We start from the raw sequence: 18,124 nt of genomic DNA, 5'->3' as shown, positions 1-18,124 counted from the left end.
CACTCTCCACTTAAACCTTTTTAAATCCTTCCTTCGAAACGCCGCAGAGGGGACATACCCACGTTTTGGGCAAATCTTCAAATCGAGTACCCGGCTTAATATTACCTTCAGGATCGCCGGTTTCAGGATCATACTCATAACCACATAAATCGCATACATATTTATCCATACTCTACTCCATCTATTCCTTACAGAATACTTGCAGGTCAACACTATACGGGTTTTAGGACGATTTTACAAGTAGGTGCAGACAAAGCATATCAACAATAAAATAAGGGTATAGCACAAAATTGGGTATAGGGGAGAGCAATCGAAAAGCTATTGTATCGCGCTCATAGGACATCTTCCTTCATGCCTTTACTTGTCAGTGGTTGCATTTTTTCTAATACATTTTATATCTGAGCATCTCTAAAAAGAGGTTCTTGTTAGAGATGCTGTTCTGTTTATTTAGCTTCAATAAAATCTATTTCTATTCCATTGGGATCGACCGCTGTTAATATCTTTTTACCATCTTTTACCGTTCGCGGCTGCATAATAATACGGACATTTTTAGAGCGGAGATATTTTTCCGTCTCTCCAATCTGATTTACACTGAAAGTCAACGAAATAGAGTTTTCCTTTTTCACCTTTGAACGATCATTATGGATCAGTTCCAACCGGCCATTCGACTTAGGATCGTACAAAAAGGCAATCTGCTTCCCCGGGGCAGCAGACATCATAGACTCAAAGGTAAGTCCGAGAACCTTTTCATAAAACTGCAATGATTTTTCCATGTTGTCGGTTCTAATAACCACACTGTTCATCTGCATCTTTTACTCCTTGGCAAATATCCGTATTCCGGTATCTGCGATACTTACAGTATACCCAACAATGGACAATTTTGCAAAAGGAATATCTTCTTCCGGAAAGATTAGAGGCAGCATCATTTATTTATAGTATACGCGTTCTCCTGCATCTTTAGGGATTCAACGTAACACGCAGTTTTACCGGATTATGGTCTGTATACCGGAAAGATTCATCGAGTGTCTCCACCGATAAAAGAGAAATATTCGGAGACAAAATAAAGCCGTCAATAACGTAGTACGGCCACTTTTTGCGAATATTTTCGTCGGTAAGCGCAGCCGTATACGGCGCTTTGTTCAGGCGACACGAGGGAACTCTGTCATCGACGGCAAAGTGCCAACCTTCAGGGAGTAAGCCTGCATCCATTATACCGGGCGCCCAAAATTCATCATAGAGGGGATACAACGACCGTGTTCCCGGAAAGGTTTGATTAAAATCTCCGCCCGCTATCACATAATTGCCCGCTTCATATTCAGCGCGAATAAAATCGGCGACCGCCTTTGTCTGCGCAATCTTTCCTTCCCCTTCATCATAAGCTTCCAAATGTAGCACGGCCGTTACCAACTCTCTGCCCGATTCGAGGGGAAAACGGGTTATCAGCATACAGCGTTTTAAATTAACCGTACTGACCGGCCACTTAAACGGTACCGGCAACGCAAAACGATAGGTCTCCGTAAAGGGGTATCGCGTAAAAAGGCCGACTCCGCTCGCCACTTTTCCGATTGGGGGAATCGGATACGGTACATACGACGCCTTAAAATTATAAGTATAGGTAAGCGCCGTACCAAGCGCCTCGGTAAGCGCCGCCGTTTGGTCGATGTAATAGGAACGCTTTGAGGACTTATCCATTTCTTGAATAAAGTAAAAATCGGAAGGATACCGTTTCAGTGTCTCGATAACTCCTGCAAGGTTTTCTTCGACCTCTTTCTTATCCGAAGGGCGCACCATAGTACCGCCGTCCATAAAAAAATCATGCTTTGCGCCAAGACCGCAATAGCCGATATTCCAACTGATAATATCGATCGGCTTTGCAAGCGCAACGGTTTCTTCCGTAAGAGCAGTTTCTCCGATGATTTCAGCAGGCTCTTGAGCTTGGGGGCGATATTCCGTTATCGTAATAAACAGTAGCAGAATCCCGAACGCTATAGCGGCAGCCGCTGCAATCACGCCGATTACTTTTAACACAAAAAAAATAATTCGTACCAAAAACGTTTTCATTCAGACCATCCTTTACATAAAGCTGCCGGTTCTTTCGCGACATCGATTAACCGGTGAACTCCTATTTTTTTTCTTAACAATAATTATCAGCTTTGATATTCATTCTGTCAACATTGTTTTATCGAGGTAAATGCATCAGGCCGTTTTCTTAGTAACCCCGCAGAAAAATTGATACTATTCAACCAGAACTGCCAAGGATGGCAGTGGTTCCATACAGTAGTGATGTTTTGTGCACGCACAAAACTCGCCTTCAACGGTTGTACATGGACGTACAACCGTTGAAGATGGTTCAAATGGTCTCACAGTCTCAATTTTTCCGCGGTTTTTATCTGTTCTACCTGATGCATTTACCCATTTATCGGAAAATGTCCGAAATTTTAAGCAAAATTTCGGACAGAAGGAAGGTAACCCCGCGGAAAATATTTTTAATGCGGTTACCCCATCAGCATAACCGAAAGCAGCGAATCCCGATCAGGCAGTACGGAAACAGCAGCTTCCCGCCGCACCACAATGCAGTCCTCAGTTTTTACCTGCAAGGCGGGAACTCCGGCAGTTTCAAGCATACCGTTTCCGGAGATGATAAAGAGGCTGCACCATCCCGTTTTTGCAGCAGGGGTATCAAATGCCGAAAACGAAATAGTCTCCGTAGTGGGAAAATCTTTTTTTTCAAGCCGAAAATACGGACATACCGTTTTTCCGCTAAACGGATGTTCCGGCGTCAGTGTAGACTTAGGCAGATACCGCAATACATCAAGTCCTTTTTGTATATGTACCTCACGGGGACGTCCCCAGTCATAGAGCCGATAGGTTATATCGCTTGACTGCTGCACCTCTAAAAGCCGCAAGCCGCCTTGTATCGCGTGAACGGTTCCGGCAGGGATAAAGATAAAGTCCCCCTTCGAGACGGGAACGGATCGGAGACAGCGCTCGAGCGTATTATTCCGAATGGCCGTTTCCAACTCGCTGCGGCGGTAATCCTTTTGCAATCCGTAAATAATCTTTGCATCGGGAACCGCATCGAGCACATACCAGCATTCTGTTTTACCGGCGCTGTGTTCATGGAGGTGCGCATAGTTATCGTCGGGATGCACCTGCACCGAAAGCGTTTCGTTCGCCTGAATGATTTTAATCAAAAGCGGATACGAAGCGCCGACGATCGCGTCAAGCAGTGTTCCGCCTATCTGCGCCGCCGCATCATCTACAAGAGACTTGCCCGCCGGATGAACGGAGACAATCCACCGCTCATATCCCCAGACCTTTTCGGAAACAAAAGGCTGTGTTTTAAACATCGTTATATTCTGCTGCATATCATCCCCCTCAACTGCATCTCGTCGGGGTTGTTGATTCCGAAGGATGCGAAGCAAATCCAACCAAGTTTTTAGAGATGCCTACCTTACAATAAAGTGACCGGATCGACATCCGTTTCGATATACACACCAACAGCCGCTTTGTATTCGGTGATAAACCGGTACACGGCTTTTTGCATCGGTGCGAGCGTTTCGGCGCGCAACAGCAGCTGCATCCGGTGATTGCCCGCTACGAGCGAAAGCATACAGTCGGACGGGCCGAGTATTTCTATGCTTTCCGCAGCATCCGGCGGAAACAGCTGCGGTAAAAGCTCCCGCGCGCCGAAAGCGGCTTCTTCCGCTTTGTGTTGATCTTTGCTGCGGAACACCAGCCGGATAAGGCGGGCAAAGGGAGGAAATTCCAATGCCTGACGCTGCTTTAGCTCCTGTGTATAAAAACCTTCCACATCATTGTGCTGCGCACAGACAATTGCAGGGTGATAGGGATTATAGGTTTGAATGATAACTTCCCCGTCCGGAACATATCGCCCTGCCCTACCCGCTACCTGCATGATGAGCGAAAACGTGCGCTCGGCAGCTCTAAAATCGGGCATCTGCAAACCGGTGTCGGCAAGTGCAATTCCGACCAACCGCACGCCGGGAAAGTTTAACCCTTTGGCAATCATCTGCGTGCCGAGCAAAATATCGACGGCGCCGTCCCGAAAGTTATTTAAGATGTGAACCGCCTGCTTGTTTTTTTGCAGCACATCGGTATCGATACGCTGAACGGTGCAATCGGGGAAGGTTTTCCGCACCTGTTCTTCAATATATTCCGTACCGATGCTCGTGTAGCCCGCCTCGATGGAGCCGCATTCGGGGCAAGCGCTCGGCGGCTTTGCCGTCCATCCGCAGTAGTGGCACTTCATCAACCCCTCGCTTTTATGAAAGGTGAGCGGCACCGAACAGTTTTTACACAAAAGCTCGTGTCCGCAATTTTTACACTTAAAGAAATGAGAGAACCCGCGGCGGTTCAAAAAGAGAATGGTCTGTTTTCCTTGGGTTTTGGTGCGGCGCATTTCATCGATCAGCGCAGCGCTTAAGGCTCCGGCCGTATGCAACAGCGATTCGATGCGGATATGAGGCAGAGCCCCGCCGGAAAGCCGCTCGCTCAGCCGCAGAGTACGGATTGCGCCGGTTTTCATCAAATGCCAAGCCTCTACCGACGGCGTTGCCGACCCCATCACCAGCGGGCAGCCGTGTTTTTTTGCAGAGGTACATCGCAACCTGCCGTGCATGGTAACGGGGCGCAAAGCCTGACTTATACGAACCGTCGTGTTCCTCGTCGATGATGATGAGTCCCAAATCGCGGACGGGGGCGAATATGGCGCTGCGCACTCCGACGACAATTCGCGCCTCGCCCCGCGCAATACGCCGCCATTCCGCAAGCCGCTTGCTGCCGGTCAATCCCGAATGGAGCACCGCACAGCGGTCGCCGAAACGCTTTTTGACGGTTTCCGCAACCTGATGGCTCAGCGTGATTTCGGGCACAAGGTAGATAACCGATTTTCCGGCAACAAGCGCACGCGAGGCGGCCTGCAAAAAGACCTCGGTTTTACCGGAACCGGTGATGCCGTACACATAGAAGAACTCGCCGCCGGTGCAGCCGGAAATCGCTTCTACGGCGGAACGTTGTTCATCCGAAAGCGTGAGTGCCGAAGCGGAAAAATCGGTTCCGGCGAATTCAATCCCGTCGGTATTCAGCTCCCCCGCTTCTCGTTTACCGGAGGGCAGCATCGCAGACAGCGCAACCCCCTCGGCGCAGATATAAAAGCGGGACATCCAACGGGCGAGCGCCGCCTGTTCATCGGTAAAAAGCGGTTCCGCATCGATGATGCGGTCGATCGGCTTTATATCGGCTTCGGCAAAAGGACAGCTTTTCGGCAGCGTTTCATGTTCCGCAACGATAAAACCGACGAGCTTGCGCGAGCCGAATCGAACCGCCGCACGTCTGCCGGCCAACGATTGTTGCCCATCCGCAGCAACAGGATTCCGGTAAAAGAACGATTGATATAATGGAAGTTTAAAGACAAGCTCAAGCCACTGCGCCATAGACTAGCCCTGCGCCTGAAGTTCGTGCAGACGGGCGCGGAACCGCTTGAGGTCTTCCCATGCGGGGCGTTTAAGGCTTTCGTCCCGAAGCAGGGCACTCGGATGATAGGTCGGCATCAGCGGTATCCCCTGATAGTCGAAAAAACGCCCCCGCAGCTTGCCGATACCATCGGAGGTTTGCAGCAAATGCTGTGCGGCAATGCGCCCCATCACCAGAATCATCTTAGGGCGGAGCAGCCGTATTTGCGCATCCAAAAAGGCGGCGCAGCAACTCCGTTCCTCCGGCGCGGGGTCGCGGTTCTGTGGCGGGCGGCATTTGACCACATTGGTGATATAGCAGTTGGTCTTACGCGAAAGCTGAATAGCCTCCAGCATCTTGTCGAGAAGCTGCCCCGCCCTGCCGACAAAGGGTCTGCCCTGCCGGTCTTCGTCCGCGCCCGGCCCCTCGCCGATTACCATCACCTCAACGGAGTTGGTCAGGCGGGACAGCTCTTCGGGGCCTTCCCCCGCCACCGGATGAGTACGGGTTTGCCCCAAAACGCAAGCGGAGCACTGGGCAACCGCAGCGTAGATATCCTGCATCGACCGGAACGATGCGCCGGAACTGTCTGCCGGAGAATCTTCATCGGCAAAAAAGCCGCTCCGTTCATTGCCGATACCCGCGGGATGTGCCGCAAGCGTAACAGCCTCGCCGGATGAGTCCCCACCCGTTAAATCCGCAGAACTTCGAGCGACCGGCTCCGATGCTGCAGCAAATGCAAACGATTGGGGATACGGCGCATCGCTGCGGTATCCTTCAATATATTCCGATGCAGTTCTAAAAAAACGATATAATACTTCACACGTTTCCATAATCAACTTTCCGTTAGCCTTTTGAAAATAGACTGTTAAGCAGTTATACATCCGTGTACAACTCATGACGCAGATGCCCCGTTTTTATGACTAACCCTTCCGTCAGCCTTTTGAAATAGGTGGAGCAGATTCGAGGCGCGAGAAAAAATTAACCGCAGGCGTATCTTTGATACGTTGAGGATTAATTTTTTCGTAGCAACGAAGAAGATGCCCGCATATTTCAAAAGACAAGGTTGAACAACCTTTTTTATTCTGCGGGGTTACTAAGAAAACGGCCTGATGTGATTACCCTACCATATTTGCGGATACTATACACGGAATTGCAAGAAAATGCAAAGAAAAACCACTGATAAGTTGCGCCTTCCTATTCTTCTAACCTCATACGGAAACTGTAGTATTTTACGCTTTTTAGATACAGTTGGGAAAAAATTGATTTCCGTGCCCCTTAAATGATTTTATTTTTTAGTGCTGAATAGTTACAATTTTTTTATTTTATTTGACCTATTTTCATATTTACTGAAAGAAGAGCTTTTGTCGGCGGTTCTCGACCAGAATTTATATATATCAAAATCTTTATCTTCCAGTTTTTTTAAGCAATTTTTCTCCTTTAAAAAAATCGCTTTTAAAATCACTGTTTGATTTACTGTTGAGCAATTCTTTTATATTTTTGATTGAAGTTGCATATATGATTTCATCTTCAAAATTATTTACTTGAGGAATTAAAACCGTCTCGATGTTTTCCCGCTGAAGCATATTCAGATTTTCATAAAGTGTATGCTCCGTATCAGCGGCATCCGTATCAAAAACTATAATAACTTTAGACTCCCGAGGTATAAGCCGTAAAAGTGTATTACTTATTTTCCGTTGATGTAAGACGCTCACTTTTCCCGATAAGATATATTTTCCTTTTAATATCTTTACAGCTTTTTCTTCCATTTGACCTTCAACCAAATAAAAACACACTGTACCGGCTGCCATAATCACCGATCCTCATTAAGATATTCGATTGAAAGAATTTTATTTATATCCGGAGAGATATCGAGTACATCATTTTTTACAATATTTCTTAAAGATATGTTATTTTTTTTTATTTTTTCTTCGGGGTGAACGACTTCTATCTTGTCATTTTTTCTTAGAAATATAAACGAATGTATAGGCAAATTCATTTCCAAAATATCTGCATTATGTGTCGTAAAAAATAATTGCGTATTCGGTTTTAATAAAGAAATCATTAAGCTTAAAACAGATTGTTCAATATCGCTTTGTATAAATGAAAATTGTTCATCACAATAATAAAAGCCATGCGTACCTTCGTATAAAGCGCTAATAAGAAAAGCTATATCCAAACCGGCTTTCGTTCCGCTTGATAAAAAATTCTTATCAACAACTTCCCCGTTTTGTACAAAGAGATCGCCGGTTTTACTTTTTATAATATAGCTTTTATCAACTTCCATACTCTTTAAAACCTTTGTAATAGAGGTATCAAGCGTCTGCAAAACCGCATTTAAAATATCCAAATCCAATATATTGGCATTATCCTTGAGTAAGGATGAGCTTTTCTCATCTCTAGGAAATGTAAATAGCCACCCAAACTGAGGTAGCTTTTCTAATTTTTCAATATTATCTTCTCCGTGTAATTTTTGGAGTTTTTTTACACACGTTTCATACGAATCGTTAACTGCTATTTCGGAAGAAAAGACATCAAGTGAAACTATTTTTTCGGGCAGAAATGTGCAGACAGCTCTGTATAAAACGTTATCATCGACTAAAAAATCGATAGAAAAATATGCTTCGCTTTTTTCATCTAAAAAATTATCGTCAAATGATTTTATATTTTTTTTTGAAAGAAAGTTAAAAATATCAACGAGCGCTTTACCGAGAGATGTTTTTCCGGAAGCGTTCGCTCCCATAAGAATATTAACTTTTTTTATAACGAAAATTCGGCTTTGTTTCCAAATATTCATTTTCGATAGTGGATTTTACTAATTTTTTGGGATACGAAAAATTGACTTTAAAATCTTGAAACCCGAAGAGATTGTTAAGCTCCAAGTTCATTACAACCATAATAATAGTCCTTCTGTCTTATTAGTTCCATTTTTCAGAACTAATAAAACTATACTATATATTTTTTTATACGTCAATTGTAAGCCTCAATTATTCTGCGTGGCTAGTAAAAAAACGGCCTGATGTGATTACCCTACCATTTGTGCGAAATTTCGTAGGTATAAGGTGAGCGTCTAAAATGACGTCGCTCACCTTAACCGTCAAGTTTTCTTTCGAAAACTTGCATATTGACTTGTGCGCTTACCGCGCACCAATGCAACAGTTTCCAAAATTCATATTTCGTTCAACTGTTGCATTTTCGAGAAACAAAATTTCGCACATTTTTTCTAGCAGATGGGTAATCACATCGGGCAGACATAGATAAAAATCGCCGCATATTTCCTTTTGAAATATGCGGGCATCTACTTCGTTATTTCACAAAAATCACTCCGCAACATTTCAGAACCGCCACGGACGGCGGTGGTTCTTTGCAGCAACGATGTTTTTTGCTCTGCAAAAAACTCGTAGCCCACGAATGGACATGGACGTTCATTCGTGGGCGTTTCTGCGGGGTTACTAAGAAAACGGCCCGATGTGATTACCCTACCATATTTGCGGATACTATACACGGAATTGCAAGAAAATGCAAAGAAGTAGTGAATATCACCTATTACATACAAGAGAAGCCTATTTCAGCCTAAGCTTCAATACATGGTTTTGAGAAATAAGCTTCCAATGGGGCTGGCTGCCTATTTTATCCGTTATCGTAAATTTATTTTCGTAGCCTGATGGAATAGTAAAACTGGAATCGCCCTTCACTATTTCTCGGTTGTTTTGATAGCCGCCGTTCGTACTATTTAACGTAATACGTGCAACTTTTTCCGTAGCAGTTAGCTCAGCGGTCAGCGTGATAAAGGCAGTATTCGTCAAATATATGTCATTCTTGCTTGGACCAGTGGCTCCTCCGCTTGGTTCAACATTAATAACCGTAGAACCCGACATATTGAAGACCGAATCGTCAATATATATAGCCCCTCCGTCCCTTTTGGCAGTGTTGCCGATAACGGTAGTATCTTTAAGCGTAAGCTCTTTATCGCTATAGATACCGCCTCCATTTCCAACGTTGCTATTCTGGTTAGAAGCTTCATTATTCTCTATCCTAACACTGTCCATCGTACACGTTCCTGCATTAACCATTCCGCCACCGTAGTATTGTACGTTGTTATCCTTTATCTCAGCATGGTTAATAGCTGCCGTTCCACGGTTATACACGCCCCCGCCGTAATCAGCCGTATTTTTAGAGATGATAACAGGTTTCTCACTAGCCTCATTGATAGTTAATGTACCGAGTTTAATATCGCCTGAATCTTTATCTACAAAAATACCGCCACCGTTACCAACGTCTGCTCCTATCTGCATAGCAGTGTTACCGCTAATTTTTGTACCTGCTTTTAAGATACATTTAGCCTCCGAATTGACGAATATACCACCACCCTGTACCGCATAGTTCCCTTTGCTTGTATCGTCGTCGCCGATGGTACATTCTGTTATAGTAATCGTGGAACCTCCGTTATAAATAGCTCCACCCCCGCCGTTCGCAATTACACCGCTCGCTGAATTCTTTGTAAAAGAACCTCTCGATATAGTAAGAGTTCCCGCTTTAACGTGCAGACCGCCTCCTCTCAGTGCACTACAGTTATTAACAGTTACATTTTCCAACTTACATTGGACGTTATTACCGTTATACAGATTGATACCTCCCCCGTTAGCTTCTGCTTCACAGTTTTCAATAGTCGTATCTTTTATGCTCACCGTTCCTTTCGGCTCTTGAATATTGATACCGCCGGATGACAGGCTGCTTTTTCCTTTACACTTTTCTATTCTACAGTTTTCGAGTATTAAATCTTTGCCTTTATTAAAGTAAATACCGGCTGCATTATATTGGGTCTTACAGTCCTTAATCGTTACATTCTTCATTGTAAGGGAACTATTATCATCAACATAGACGGCATATTTTTCGGTCTTGGTTAGGATTACGCTTTCAAGCGTTAAGGTCTTACCGCTATCCACCTCAAAAATACCTTTAATCTTTGTCCCAGCAGTCCCTCCATCAGCTCCGGTACCATGTGCATTCAAAGTATACCTATTGCCCTCGGTTGATTTTACGGTGATATTCTCTTTTACCTTTATTGTAGATTCCGTGCTGGTCCATTCATACGTAATATCGTTTGCTATTTCGATAACGGCACCGTCGGAAGCTTCTTGAACTGCTTTCCGTAAGGCTTCCCACGTGGTTATTGCCGGACTCTGACCTCCAACAGCCTTAAACTTGACGATAACGGTTACGTTATTCTGCACCGTTAGAGAAGCATTGTTATTATTGCCGGAATCAGGAACCGCACCCGTCCAGCTATCTACTTCATAGCCGAGAGCCGGTTGTGCGTTAAATCTTACCTCACTATTGTAGGGAACATCGGTAAATTGTTTGTGCTCCGTGCCGCTTGCTGTGTCATATTGGGTGTCATATAAACCTATAAGTTTTCCGCCCTGTCCTCCGTCTACTTTAAATGTTACGATATAGGTCTTTGGCGTCCACCGCGCCGTGTATTCCGCATTTGCTGCAGGGAATACGAGCGATGCAGGCAGTGTAGGATTCCAGCCGTTAAAGGTATAGCCTTGTCTGGTCGGTACAGGCGCGGTAAACGTTGCTCCGAATTTACCGGACAGAGGAACATCAGCCGTACTACTGCCGATTTTCCCGCCTGCGAGCTTAAAGGTTACGGTGGTTGTTTTCCTCGTATATTTGACTTCAACAACCGTATTTCCGTCTCCGGTAATCGTTTTTTGCTCAATGGGGATCGGCTCAAAACCGGCATAGCCATTTGCCGTAGCCGTTGTCAGTGTCCCCGTAGTACCGTGCAATGTTTGAGTATCACCGAAAACAATCGTGTAATCATCATCATCAATATTTTGCTGATAGTGCTGTACCGTGTACGATACACCTCCCTCTGGATCCCATTTTGCATAGAGGGTAATGTCGGATGTTACCGTACCGGAAGCGAAATCCCATGCAGTTGTACAGGCATCGTCTTTGCACCAGTTGCGGAACGTATATCCCGCCGGAGCAGTCGGTGCGGCAGGTTCAGGCGAAATTTTAAAACCATAGAGTACCATTTGAGCAGGAACCTCGCCTCCGCCTTTGGAATTAAAGGTTACCGTATGTTCCTTTAAGACTTTATAGTACACCGTTTTAGAAGCGCTCGGCTTAAATCCTACTCCGGCTGTATGATAGGTTAATGCATACTGTTTTTCGCTTGCTCCGTGTAACGGCATATCTACGGTAACGGGAGAAGTTCCCGCCTGCTCAGGTGTCGGTGCCTGCCCTACCTCCGTCAGCGTATAATGAATCCTTACGCCTGTAGCGGAAACACTGAGCGTAATTTGAGCTTCCGGCGCTAAAGCGGCAGCTTTTATGACAATCGCCTGATTCTGTGCAGTTCCGTCACCCGAAAGAGAATCTATCTTTGTCCCCGTAATGACAGTAACTTGCGCCTGTTGCGGCTCATTTAACTGAGTCCTTGCCGTAACCGATTTTGAATACAGTCCTTTTTCGTCCTTCAATCTAATCGTATAGTCTTGTTTTGCACTACCGGGCATTACTTTAACATCGGTTTTAAAATACAGCACCCAATCAGCAGGAATAGCTTCCTCATCGGGGGGGCGCTAATTTTGTTACTTTATCTTTACCGATAAACGGACCGCCGTCTTGTACTTTCAGCTGTTTCTGAGCGCCGTCAACCGAAAGAGGATACAGTGAGCCGCCAATTTCAATGCCGACAATATCTCCATGCAAAAGTTTGTTGCCGCACAATTTTTCCATTTCGATACTCGGCAGTTGCAAGCACAGGACGTAATAAGAAGTTTCGGAAGGCGAAGCGGTTGTTGTCTGTGCAATAACACATTTGTCAATAGCCGGAGGAGGAGTATTTACTTTGAGCTTAAACGGGACGGTTTGTTTGAATACTCTGCCGTCCGTGGTATAGAGCTTAATAGAAGGAGTTATATTCCCCTTGCCCCATTCATACTTTTGTAAAAAGGCAGGAGTATAGGTAAGCTTCAGCTCGGTATTTGAAATTTTCTCGAACTGATAATCTTTGCCGGATTGAGGTGCAGCAGCTCTTTTATCGGATGTATTTTGAGTTTGCGGAAAGGTGATAATATCGGCAGGGCCATCGGAATCTCCCGGCATCCTAAAATGAAAGTTTTTAGGATTGCGCAGGGAAAATGTAACCGTTACAGCTGCCTTAGAGGGAACGCATTGCGTACCTTCAGCATCGGTTTGAGCTACCGTATCAAACTTATAACCTGCGATAGATGCTTCGGTTGACCAATAGCTTAAATACTCCTCTATATCTGCCGTGTAGTTTTTACAGGCAATGGAAAGGCAAAGAGCCAGAGTTGAAAGAATAACGCCTCGCATAACTTTTTTCATTTAAAACCCCGACAGAATTCAAAACGGCGATAAAAGCACTATTTTTGCATTTTACATCATATTGAGCAAAAAAGAAAGGCAAATATTTACAATGTTTCCACTGCGCTTGACGCGAAAGTTCACTGCCTGCCCAGACGGGCAAGAATACATGCGCCGACTACCGGCTCAAACCGGCGGCGGATAATCCGCACCTGCGGCAAAGCATCAGCGATATAGGCGGCGGTCAGCTTTGCGAATGAGACTTGATGCTCTAAAATGCCGCCGGAGAATACCAGTTTCGCCTCTGCTCCGTCGAAGAGGGCGCCGTATACGCTGCGAGCAAGGAGTGAGAGGTCTTGAGCGGCAGTTTCCAGAATACGTGCGGCAACTGCATCCGATTGCTGCGCCGCCTGAAATACACAGGGCGAAAAAGAGGCCACCCGCGATTTATCAAAGTTTGTGTACAAAAAGGGGAACAATTCCCGTATGGTATTAACGCCGTAATGTTCAAACAGCATTGGCGCCAATATGGTGCGCACTCCGCGCCGTTCCAAAGCGGCGGCGGCAGCTTTAATCCCGTCCAATCCTATCTTAAAGCCGGAACCTTCATCTCCAATTAAATGCCCAAGTCCGCCGGCGCGGGCGGTTTTACCGGTCTTGTTCAATCCGGCGGCAATGGAGCCGGTACCGCTCACCACGATAATGCCTTCCGCTGTTCCGGTGCCGCCTGCAAGCGCCGCAAGCGCATCATTGCAGAGATACAAGGGGCACCGGATTCCTTCGCCGGTAAAAAAACGGCCGAAATCTTCGGTTTCTTGCTCCGTGCTCATACCGGCGGAAGCAAAGCAGCCTGCGGCGCAGTCCTGCACATCGATACCGCTTTCGGTTTTTAATTTTTGAATCAACTCGCGGATATTGTTGCAGGCAGCGTCGAACCCTACCGCGTACCGGTTGGTAGAGCCGCCCTTTACCTGCGCAAGCAGCTGATCGGTTCCATCACAGATACCGAGCCGAGACTGTGTTCCCCCTCCATCGATTCCAAAAAATAAGCGCTTCATTATTTACCGAACTCCTCGCTGTTAATATGCCGCACAATAGGCTGTTTACCTTCGCTGCCCGTGTTTATACGCATCGAGCGCATTGTTGATATTGCCATTCCCCTGCTTAAGCAGCGTTTCGGCTTCCTCTTTCGATACCTCAAGCGAAGCCATAATCACCGCCGTCCGTATCTTTCGCCCTGAATCCTCAAATATCTGTGCGGCACGCGCTTCCCCGCATCCGGTAATTTCGTTAATCAGCCGCTTCGACCGTACCACCAGCTTTGCGTTTACCGGCATCAAATCGATCATAAAGTTATTATATACCTTCCCCAGCCGAATCATCGCTGTGGTGGTAATCATATTCAGCGCAAGCTTTTGCGCAGTGCCCGACTTCATTCGGGTGGAGCCGGTAACGATTTCGGGTCCAACCGGCAGATAAATGGGATAATCGGCAAGCTCGAAGGTGCGTGAATCTTTATTGCAGCTTATTGCACCGGTCGGGCTGCCGATCGAACGGGCATACCGGAGCGCCCCCAGTACATAAGGGGCGGAACCGGAGGCGGTAATACCGACCAACATATCGGCTGCCGAAAAACCGGCACTGCGCAGCTGATCGATACCGTGGTTTTCATCATCCTCGGCGCCTTCGATGGAACGGCGGAGCGCAGCATCGCCGCCTGCGATAAACCCCTGCACCATATCGGGAGACACGCCGTAGGTGGGCGGGCATTCTGAGGCATCCAACACCCCCAGACGGCCGGAGGTTCCCGCACCGAGGTAAAACAGCCGTCCGCCCTTTTTAAACACCTCAACCGCGCAATCGACCAGCCGCGTCAACTGCGGAATCGCCTGCGAGACCGCCTCGGGAACTTTTTTATCTTCATTATTGATAATCGTTAAAATTTCTGCCGTACTTTTTATGTCAATTTGATACGAAGCAGGATTGCGCTGCTCCGTTACGGGAATTTCTTTCATTGCTATCTCCTGTAAGCAAAAAACATCTTGCTGATTTTAGCTCAATCTTCAGTTTTTGTGTAGCAGAAATCAACAGTCTCGACGCAGAGCATCGAAACTGTTGATTGTGACTGCCGAAATTATACCTTTCTTTCCCCTAGCCAAGCCCTCGATAAACTCATACAATAAGTTATCTTTAAAACTATAGCTCTTAGATATCATGGTATCTTCTAAAAACCGCAAGTCTATCGGCTTGTTCTGTAAAGAAATGATTTATCGTATCCGCTCGTGCGGATTGCGAATCGGTTTTTAAAGGTTTCCATCATTAAGAGCGCGTATTCTATGGTAAAATTATATATGGAAGAAACGTGTAACTATTTATCGGTTTTAAATCCTGAACAAGTTGAAGCGGTGTGTCATACCGGCTCGCCGCTGTTGATTTTGGCAGGCGCGGGTTCTGGGAAGACACGGGTTATCACCACAAAAATTGCGTGGCTTATTGCAGAACAGTGTGTGCGCCCTGAATCGATTTTGGCAGTTACTTTTACCAACAAAGCTGCGCGGGAAATGGCGGAACGGGCACGGGTACTGGATGAACGCGCAGCCAGGTCGAGTATCCGCACCTTTCACTCTTTCGGTGCGTGGATGCTGCGCCGGTATGCCGAATGGGCGGGACTTTCTCCCAATTTTACGATTTACGATGATGATGATTCGGTAACGCTGTTGATGAAGGCGCTGCCTCAACTGAATAAGCAGGAGGCGCAGCGCTTTATACGGAAAATCTCCCGTGCAAAAGATTATTGCCTTCTACCCGATAGCCCGCAACTTGCCGCAATCGACCCCGCACCGGAGTTTGCGGAAATCTACCGTGCGTATCAACAGCGGCTCCGCGAAACGGGGAATGCCGACTTCGGCGACCTGATTATGCTGCCGGTCCAGTTGCTACAAGATCATACCGCTATTGCGCAGCAGCTGCATAGACGTTTTACAGTGATTCTTGTGGATGAGTATCAGGATTCAAATGATGCACAATTCCGGCTGCTGCGGGAATTAACCGGCGAAGATACGTATGTCTGTGTTGTCGGTGATGATGATCAGTCCATTTACCGATTCCGCGGCGCTGAAGTGCAGAACATCCTCACCTTTGACCGTCAATTTCCGCACACAAAGATTATCCGGCTGGTGCGGAACTACCGTTCGTATGAACCTATCCTGCAAGTTGCCGGTTCTATTGTGTCCCGCAATGAGGGGCGGCTCGGTAAAACGCTGATTGCAGCGCGCGGAACCGGCGGACAAAAGCCGAGCCTTTATTACCTACCGTCTCAAGATGCGGAGGCGGAACTCTGTGTGCAGCTCATCAAAAAGGCGGTGCGGGCGGGCGGCTCGTACTCAGACTGGGCAATTTTGTACCGCACCAATGCGCAGTCGCTCAACTTTGAAACTTCATTCTTACACGAAAAAATTCCGCACAAGGTAGTCGGTACGCTCAAGTTCTACGAACGCGAGGAAATTAAGGATGCGCTTGCCCTTTTAGCGCTTATCGCAAACGGCCGCGACGAAATTGCTTTCCGCCGCATGGTGAATAAACCCGCACGGGGAATCGGCGAAACCACACAGAATAAACTGGTCGCGTATGCCCGCGCAGCATTTGCACGCTTATCCGCACATACAGGTTCACTTGCAAACGCGGAAGAAGCTGCAACGACAGGTTCATCGGCACTCGGCAATTCACCGGAACAAGATAACGAAGATGCACAACAGGAGTTCACTCAACTGCAAAACAGCTCCGCGCAATTGCTGCAACCGGAGTTTGCCCAATTACAAGATACCGCTGCCCAGCCTCTGCAGAAACAAGTACAGCCGGAGCTGTCCCAACTGCAAGTGCCCACTCCCCTGCCCTCGCAGCAACCGGCTGAAGGGGCACCGCAACAGCAGCCGCAACAAGGAGCCGACTATATTACCGTGCTGCTCGGCGCAGGAGCAAAGCTCCCGATATCTAAGAAAGCAGGTACCGCACTGCAAGAGTTCTTAAACACATTGCATGCGCTCCGAAACCTCCTTGCCGAATACGATTCTGCGAATCCCGATACCGTCTTTGATACTGCGAATGCCACCGGCACTGCGGCGTTTGACACGGCAGTGGATACCGACGCACACGCTAACAGCCTGCGGTCTGATGTCCCAACCGGCAGCACCAGAAACACCAACACCGCTGAACAGGCGCTTATGCAAAATCAGCGGCAGCAGGGAGAGCGGCTCGCGGCCTTTGTGTTGGCAGTTATCGAGCAAACAGGTTTAGGCGTCTTTCACCGGAATCAAGACGAGGTGATGGGCACGCAGAAAACAGCGAACCTGCAGGAACTTGCCAATACCGCCTCGCTATACCCCTGCTCAACTGCCGGACTGACTTCCTTTTTAGAGCATATCGAACTGGATCGCAGCCTTGCGGAAACCGAAGCAGGAGCCGATGCCGTGCAGCTTATCACCATGCACAACACAAAAGGACTTGAGTTCCGCAATGTAATTATCACCGGTCTTGAAAACGGTATTTTTCCACGCAATGACGAAAGCGCCGAAGATATGGAAGAGGAACGGCGGCTGATGTATGTTGCCTGTACCCGTGCACAGGATGCGCTGTATATGACCAGCTGCGCGGCACGGCGGATGTACGGGAAGCTTTCATTTATGGAACCGAGCCGCTTTTTAGCGGAAATCGACAGCAACCTTATCGACGTGATAGGACAGTCCATATCCGGCTCAAGTACCCCTGCCGATGAGGAAGCCACATTGTGGAAGTGCGGACAGCGGCTCTATCATGATGACTACGGCTACGGCTATATCGTACAGTCGCGGCAAAGCGGCAGCGAGTTGGTTATCACCGTACAGTTCGAAACCGGCAGCCAAAAACGCTTTTTCCCTGCGTATCAAAGATCTCAACTTTTTCGGGTCGACTAGTCTTTTGCAAATATACGGCGCATCTACTGCGTTACTGCGCAAAAATAAATGCTCAACGTACAGCAAGTACGTCTCCGCTTTATTTTTGCTCGCGCCTTGTATCTGCACCGTCTCTTTGCAAAAGCTTACGGAAGTTTTTTTTTCGAAAGCGCCCTTTTGCAAATATACGGCATATCTACTGCGTCGCATCATTAAAAGTGTACATCCGTGTACACTTTTAATGGCGAATTTCGGCTTTGCCGAAATATCGCTTCTGTTTAAACCAGCGGCATCCGTGCCGCTTATGAAAATGCTCAACATATCAGAACGCCCAAGGACGGGCGTGGTTCCACGCAGTAGCGAGATTTGAGCTC

At 47.1% G+C, this 18,124-nt stretch carries 12 protein-coding genes and 1 pseudogene; 1 reads left to right on the top strand and 12 read right to left on the bottom strand.

Annotated features, from left to right (window positions below; genetic code table 11):
• Nucleotides 1-10 precede the first annotated feature (10 nt).
• From rd to murQ, 12 genes and pseudogenes are all read right to left on the bottom strand, one after another.
• Nucleotides 11-169, bottom strand: a complete 159-nt coding sequence (gene rd, locus GWP40_RS06210; protein WP_212564630.1) for a rubredoxin — start codon at nt 167-169, stop codon at nt 11-13.
• Nucleotides 170-443: 274 nt separating this feature from the next.
• Nucleotides 444-809: a VOC family protein gene (locus tag GWP40_RS06205; RefSeq protein WP_212564629.1), complete on the bottom strand. Its 366-nt coding sequence runs from the start codon at nt 807-809 to the stop codon at nt 444-446.
• Nucleotides 810-957: 148 nt separating this feature from the next.
• The gene (locus tag GWP40_RS06200) at nt 958-2,061 is read right to left on the bottom strand and encodes an endonuclease/exonuclease/phosphatase family protein (RefSeq protein WP_212564628.1); all 1,104 of its coding nucleotides are present in this window, start codon (nt 2,059-2,061) and stop codon (nt 958-960) included.
• Between the two features lie 434 nt (nt 2,062-2,495).
• On the bottom strand, nt 2,496-3,368 hold the full coding sequence (locus GWP40_RS06195) for a type I phosphomannose isomerase catalytic subunit (RefSeq protein ID WP_212564627.1): 873 nt from the start codon (nt 3,366-3,368) through the stop codon (nt 2,496-2,498).
• An 86-nt stretch (nt 3,369-3,454) separates the two neighbouring features.
• Nucleotides 3,455-5,456: pseudogene (gene priA / locus GWP40_RS06190) on the bottom strand (replication restart helicase PriA).
• A 3-nt stretch (nt 5,457-5,459) separates the two neighbouring features.
• Nucleotides 5,460-6,314, bottom strand: coding sequence for a uracil-DNA glycosylase (locus GWP40_RS06185; protein WP_414162769.1), 855 nt, complete (start codon nt 6,312-6,314; stop codon nt 5,460-5,462).
• 567 nt (nt 6,315-6,881) lie between these two features.
• A complete protein-coding gene (locus tag GWP40_RS06180) occupies nt 6,882-7,286 on the bottom strand; it encodes a hypothetical protein (protein WP_212566486.1) in 405 nt (134 codons plus the stop codon).
• Between the two features lie 2 nt (nt 7,287-7,288).
• The gene (locus GWP40_RS06175) at nt 7,289-8,272 is read right to left on the bottom strand and encodes an AAA family ATPase (RefSeq protein WP_212566485.1); all 984 of its coding nucleotides are present in this window, start codon (nt 8,270-8,272) and stop codon (nt 7,289-7,291) included.
• Nucleotides 8,273-9,038: 766 nt separating this feature from the next.
• Complete coding sequence (locus GWP40_RS06170) at nt 9,039-12,038, bottom strand: InlB B-repeat-containing protein (protein ID WP_230974647.1); 3,000 nt, start codon at nt 12,036-12,038, stop codon at nt 9,039-9,041.
• 22 nt (nt 12,039-12,060) lie between these two features.
• The gene (locus GWP40_RS12760; protein ID WP_230974646.1) at nt 12,061-12,843 is read right to left on the bottom strand and encodes a hypothetical protein; all 783 of its coding nucleotides are present in this window, start codon (nt 12,841-12,843) and stop codon (nt 12,061-12,063) included.
• 119 nt (nt 12,844-12,962) lie between these two features.
• Nucleotides 12,963-13,880, bottom strand: coding sequence for an N-acetylglucosamine kinase (locus tag GWP40_RS06165; RefSeq protein WP_212566484.1), 918 nt, complete (start codon nt 13,878-13,880; stop codon nt 12,963-12,965).
• Nucleotides 13,881-13,925: 45 nt separating this feature from the next.
• Nucleotides 13,926-14,837 carry an N-acetylmuramic acid 6-phosphate etherase gene (gene murQ / locus GWP40_RS06160; protein ID WP_212566483.1) on the bottom strand — a complete coding sequence of 304 codons (912 nt, stop codon included), beginning with the start codon at nt 14,835-14,837 and terminating at the stop codon, nt 13,926-13,928.
• 336 nt (nt 14,838-15,173) lie between these two features.
• Here murQ and GWP40_RS12755 point away from each other — a divergent pair, with 336 nt between their 5' ends.
• Nucleotides 15,174-17,771, top strand: coding sequence for an ATP-dependent helicase (locus GWP40_RS12755; RefSeq protein ID WP_230974665.1), 2,598 nt, complete (start codon nt 15,174-15,176; stop codon nt 17,769-17,771).
• Nucleotides 17,772-18,124 lie beyond the last annotated feature (353 nt).

The sequence above is a fragment of the Treponema vincentii genome, from assembly GCF_018336815.1.
Lineage (GTDB): Bacteria > Spirochaetota > Spirochaetia > Treponematales > Treponemataceae > Treponema.
Note: the sequence above shows the minus strand (reverse complement) of the source record. Positions and strands in the feature narration are given on the sequence as shown.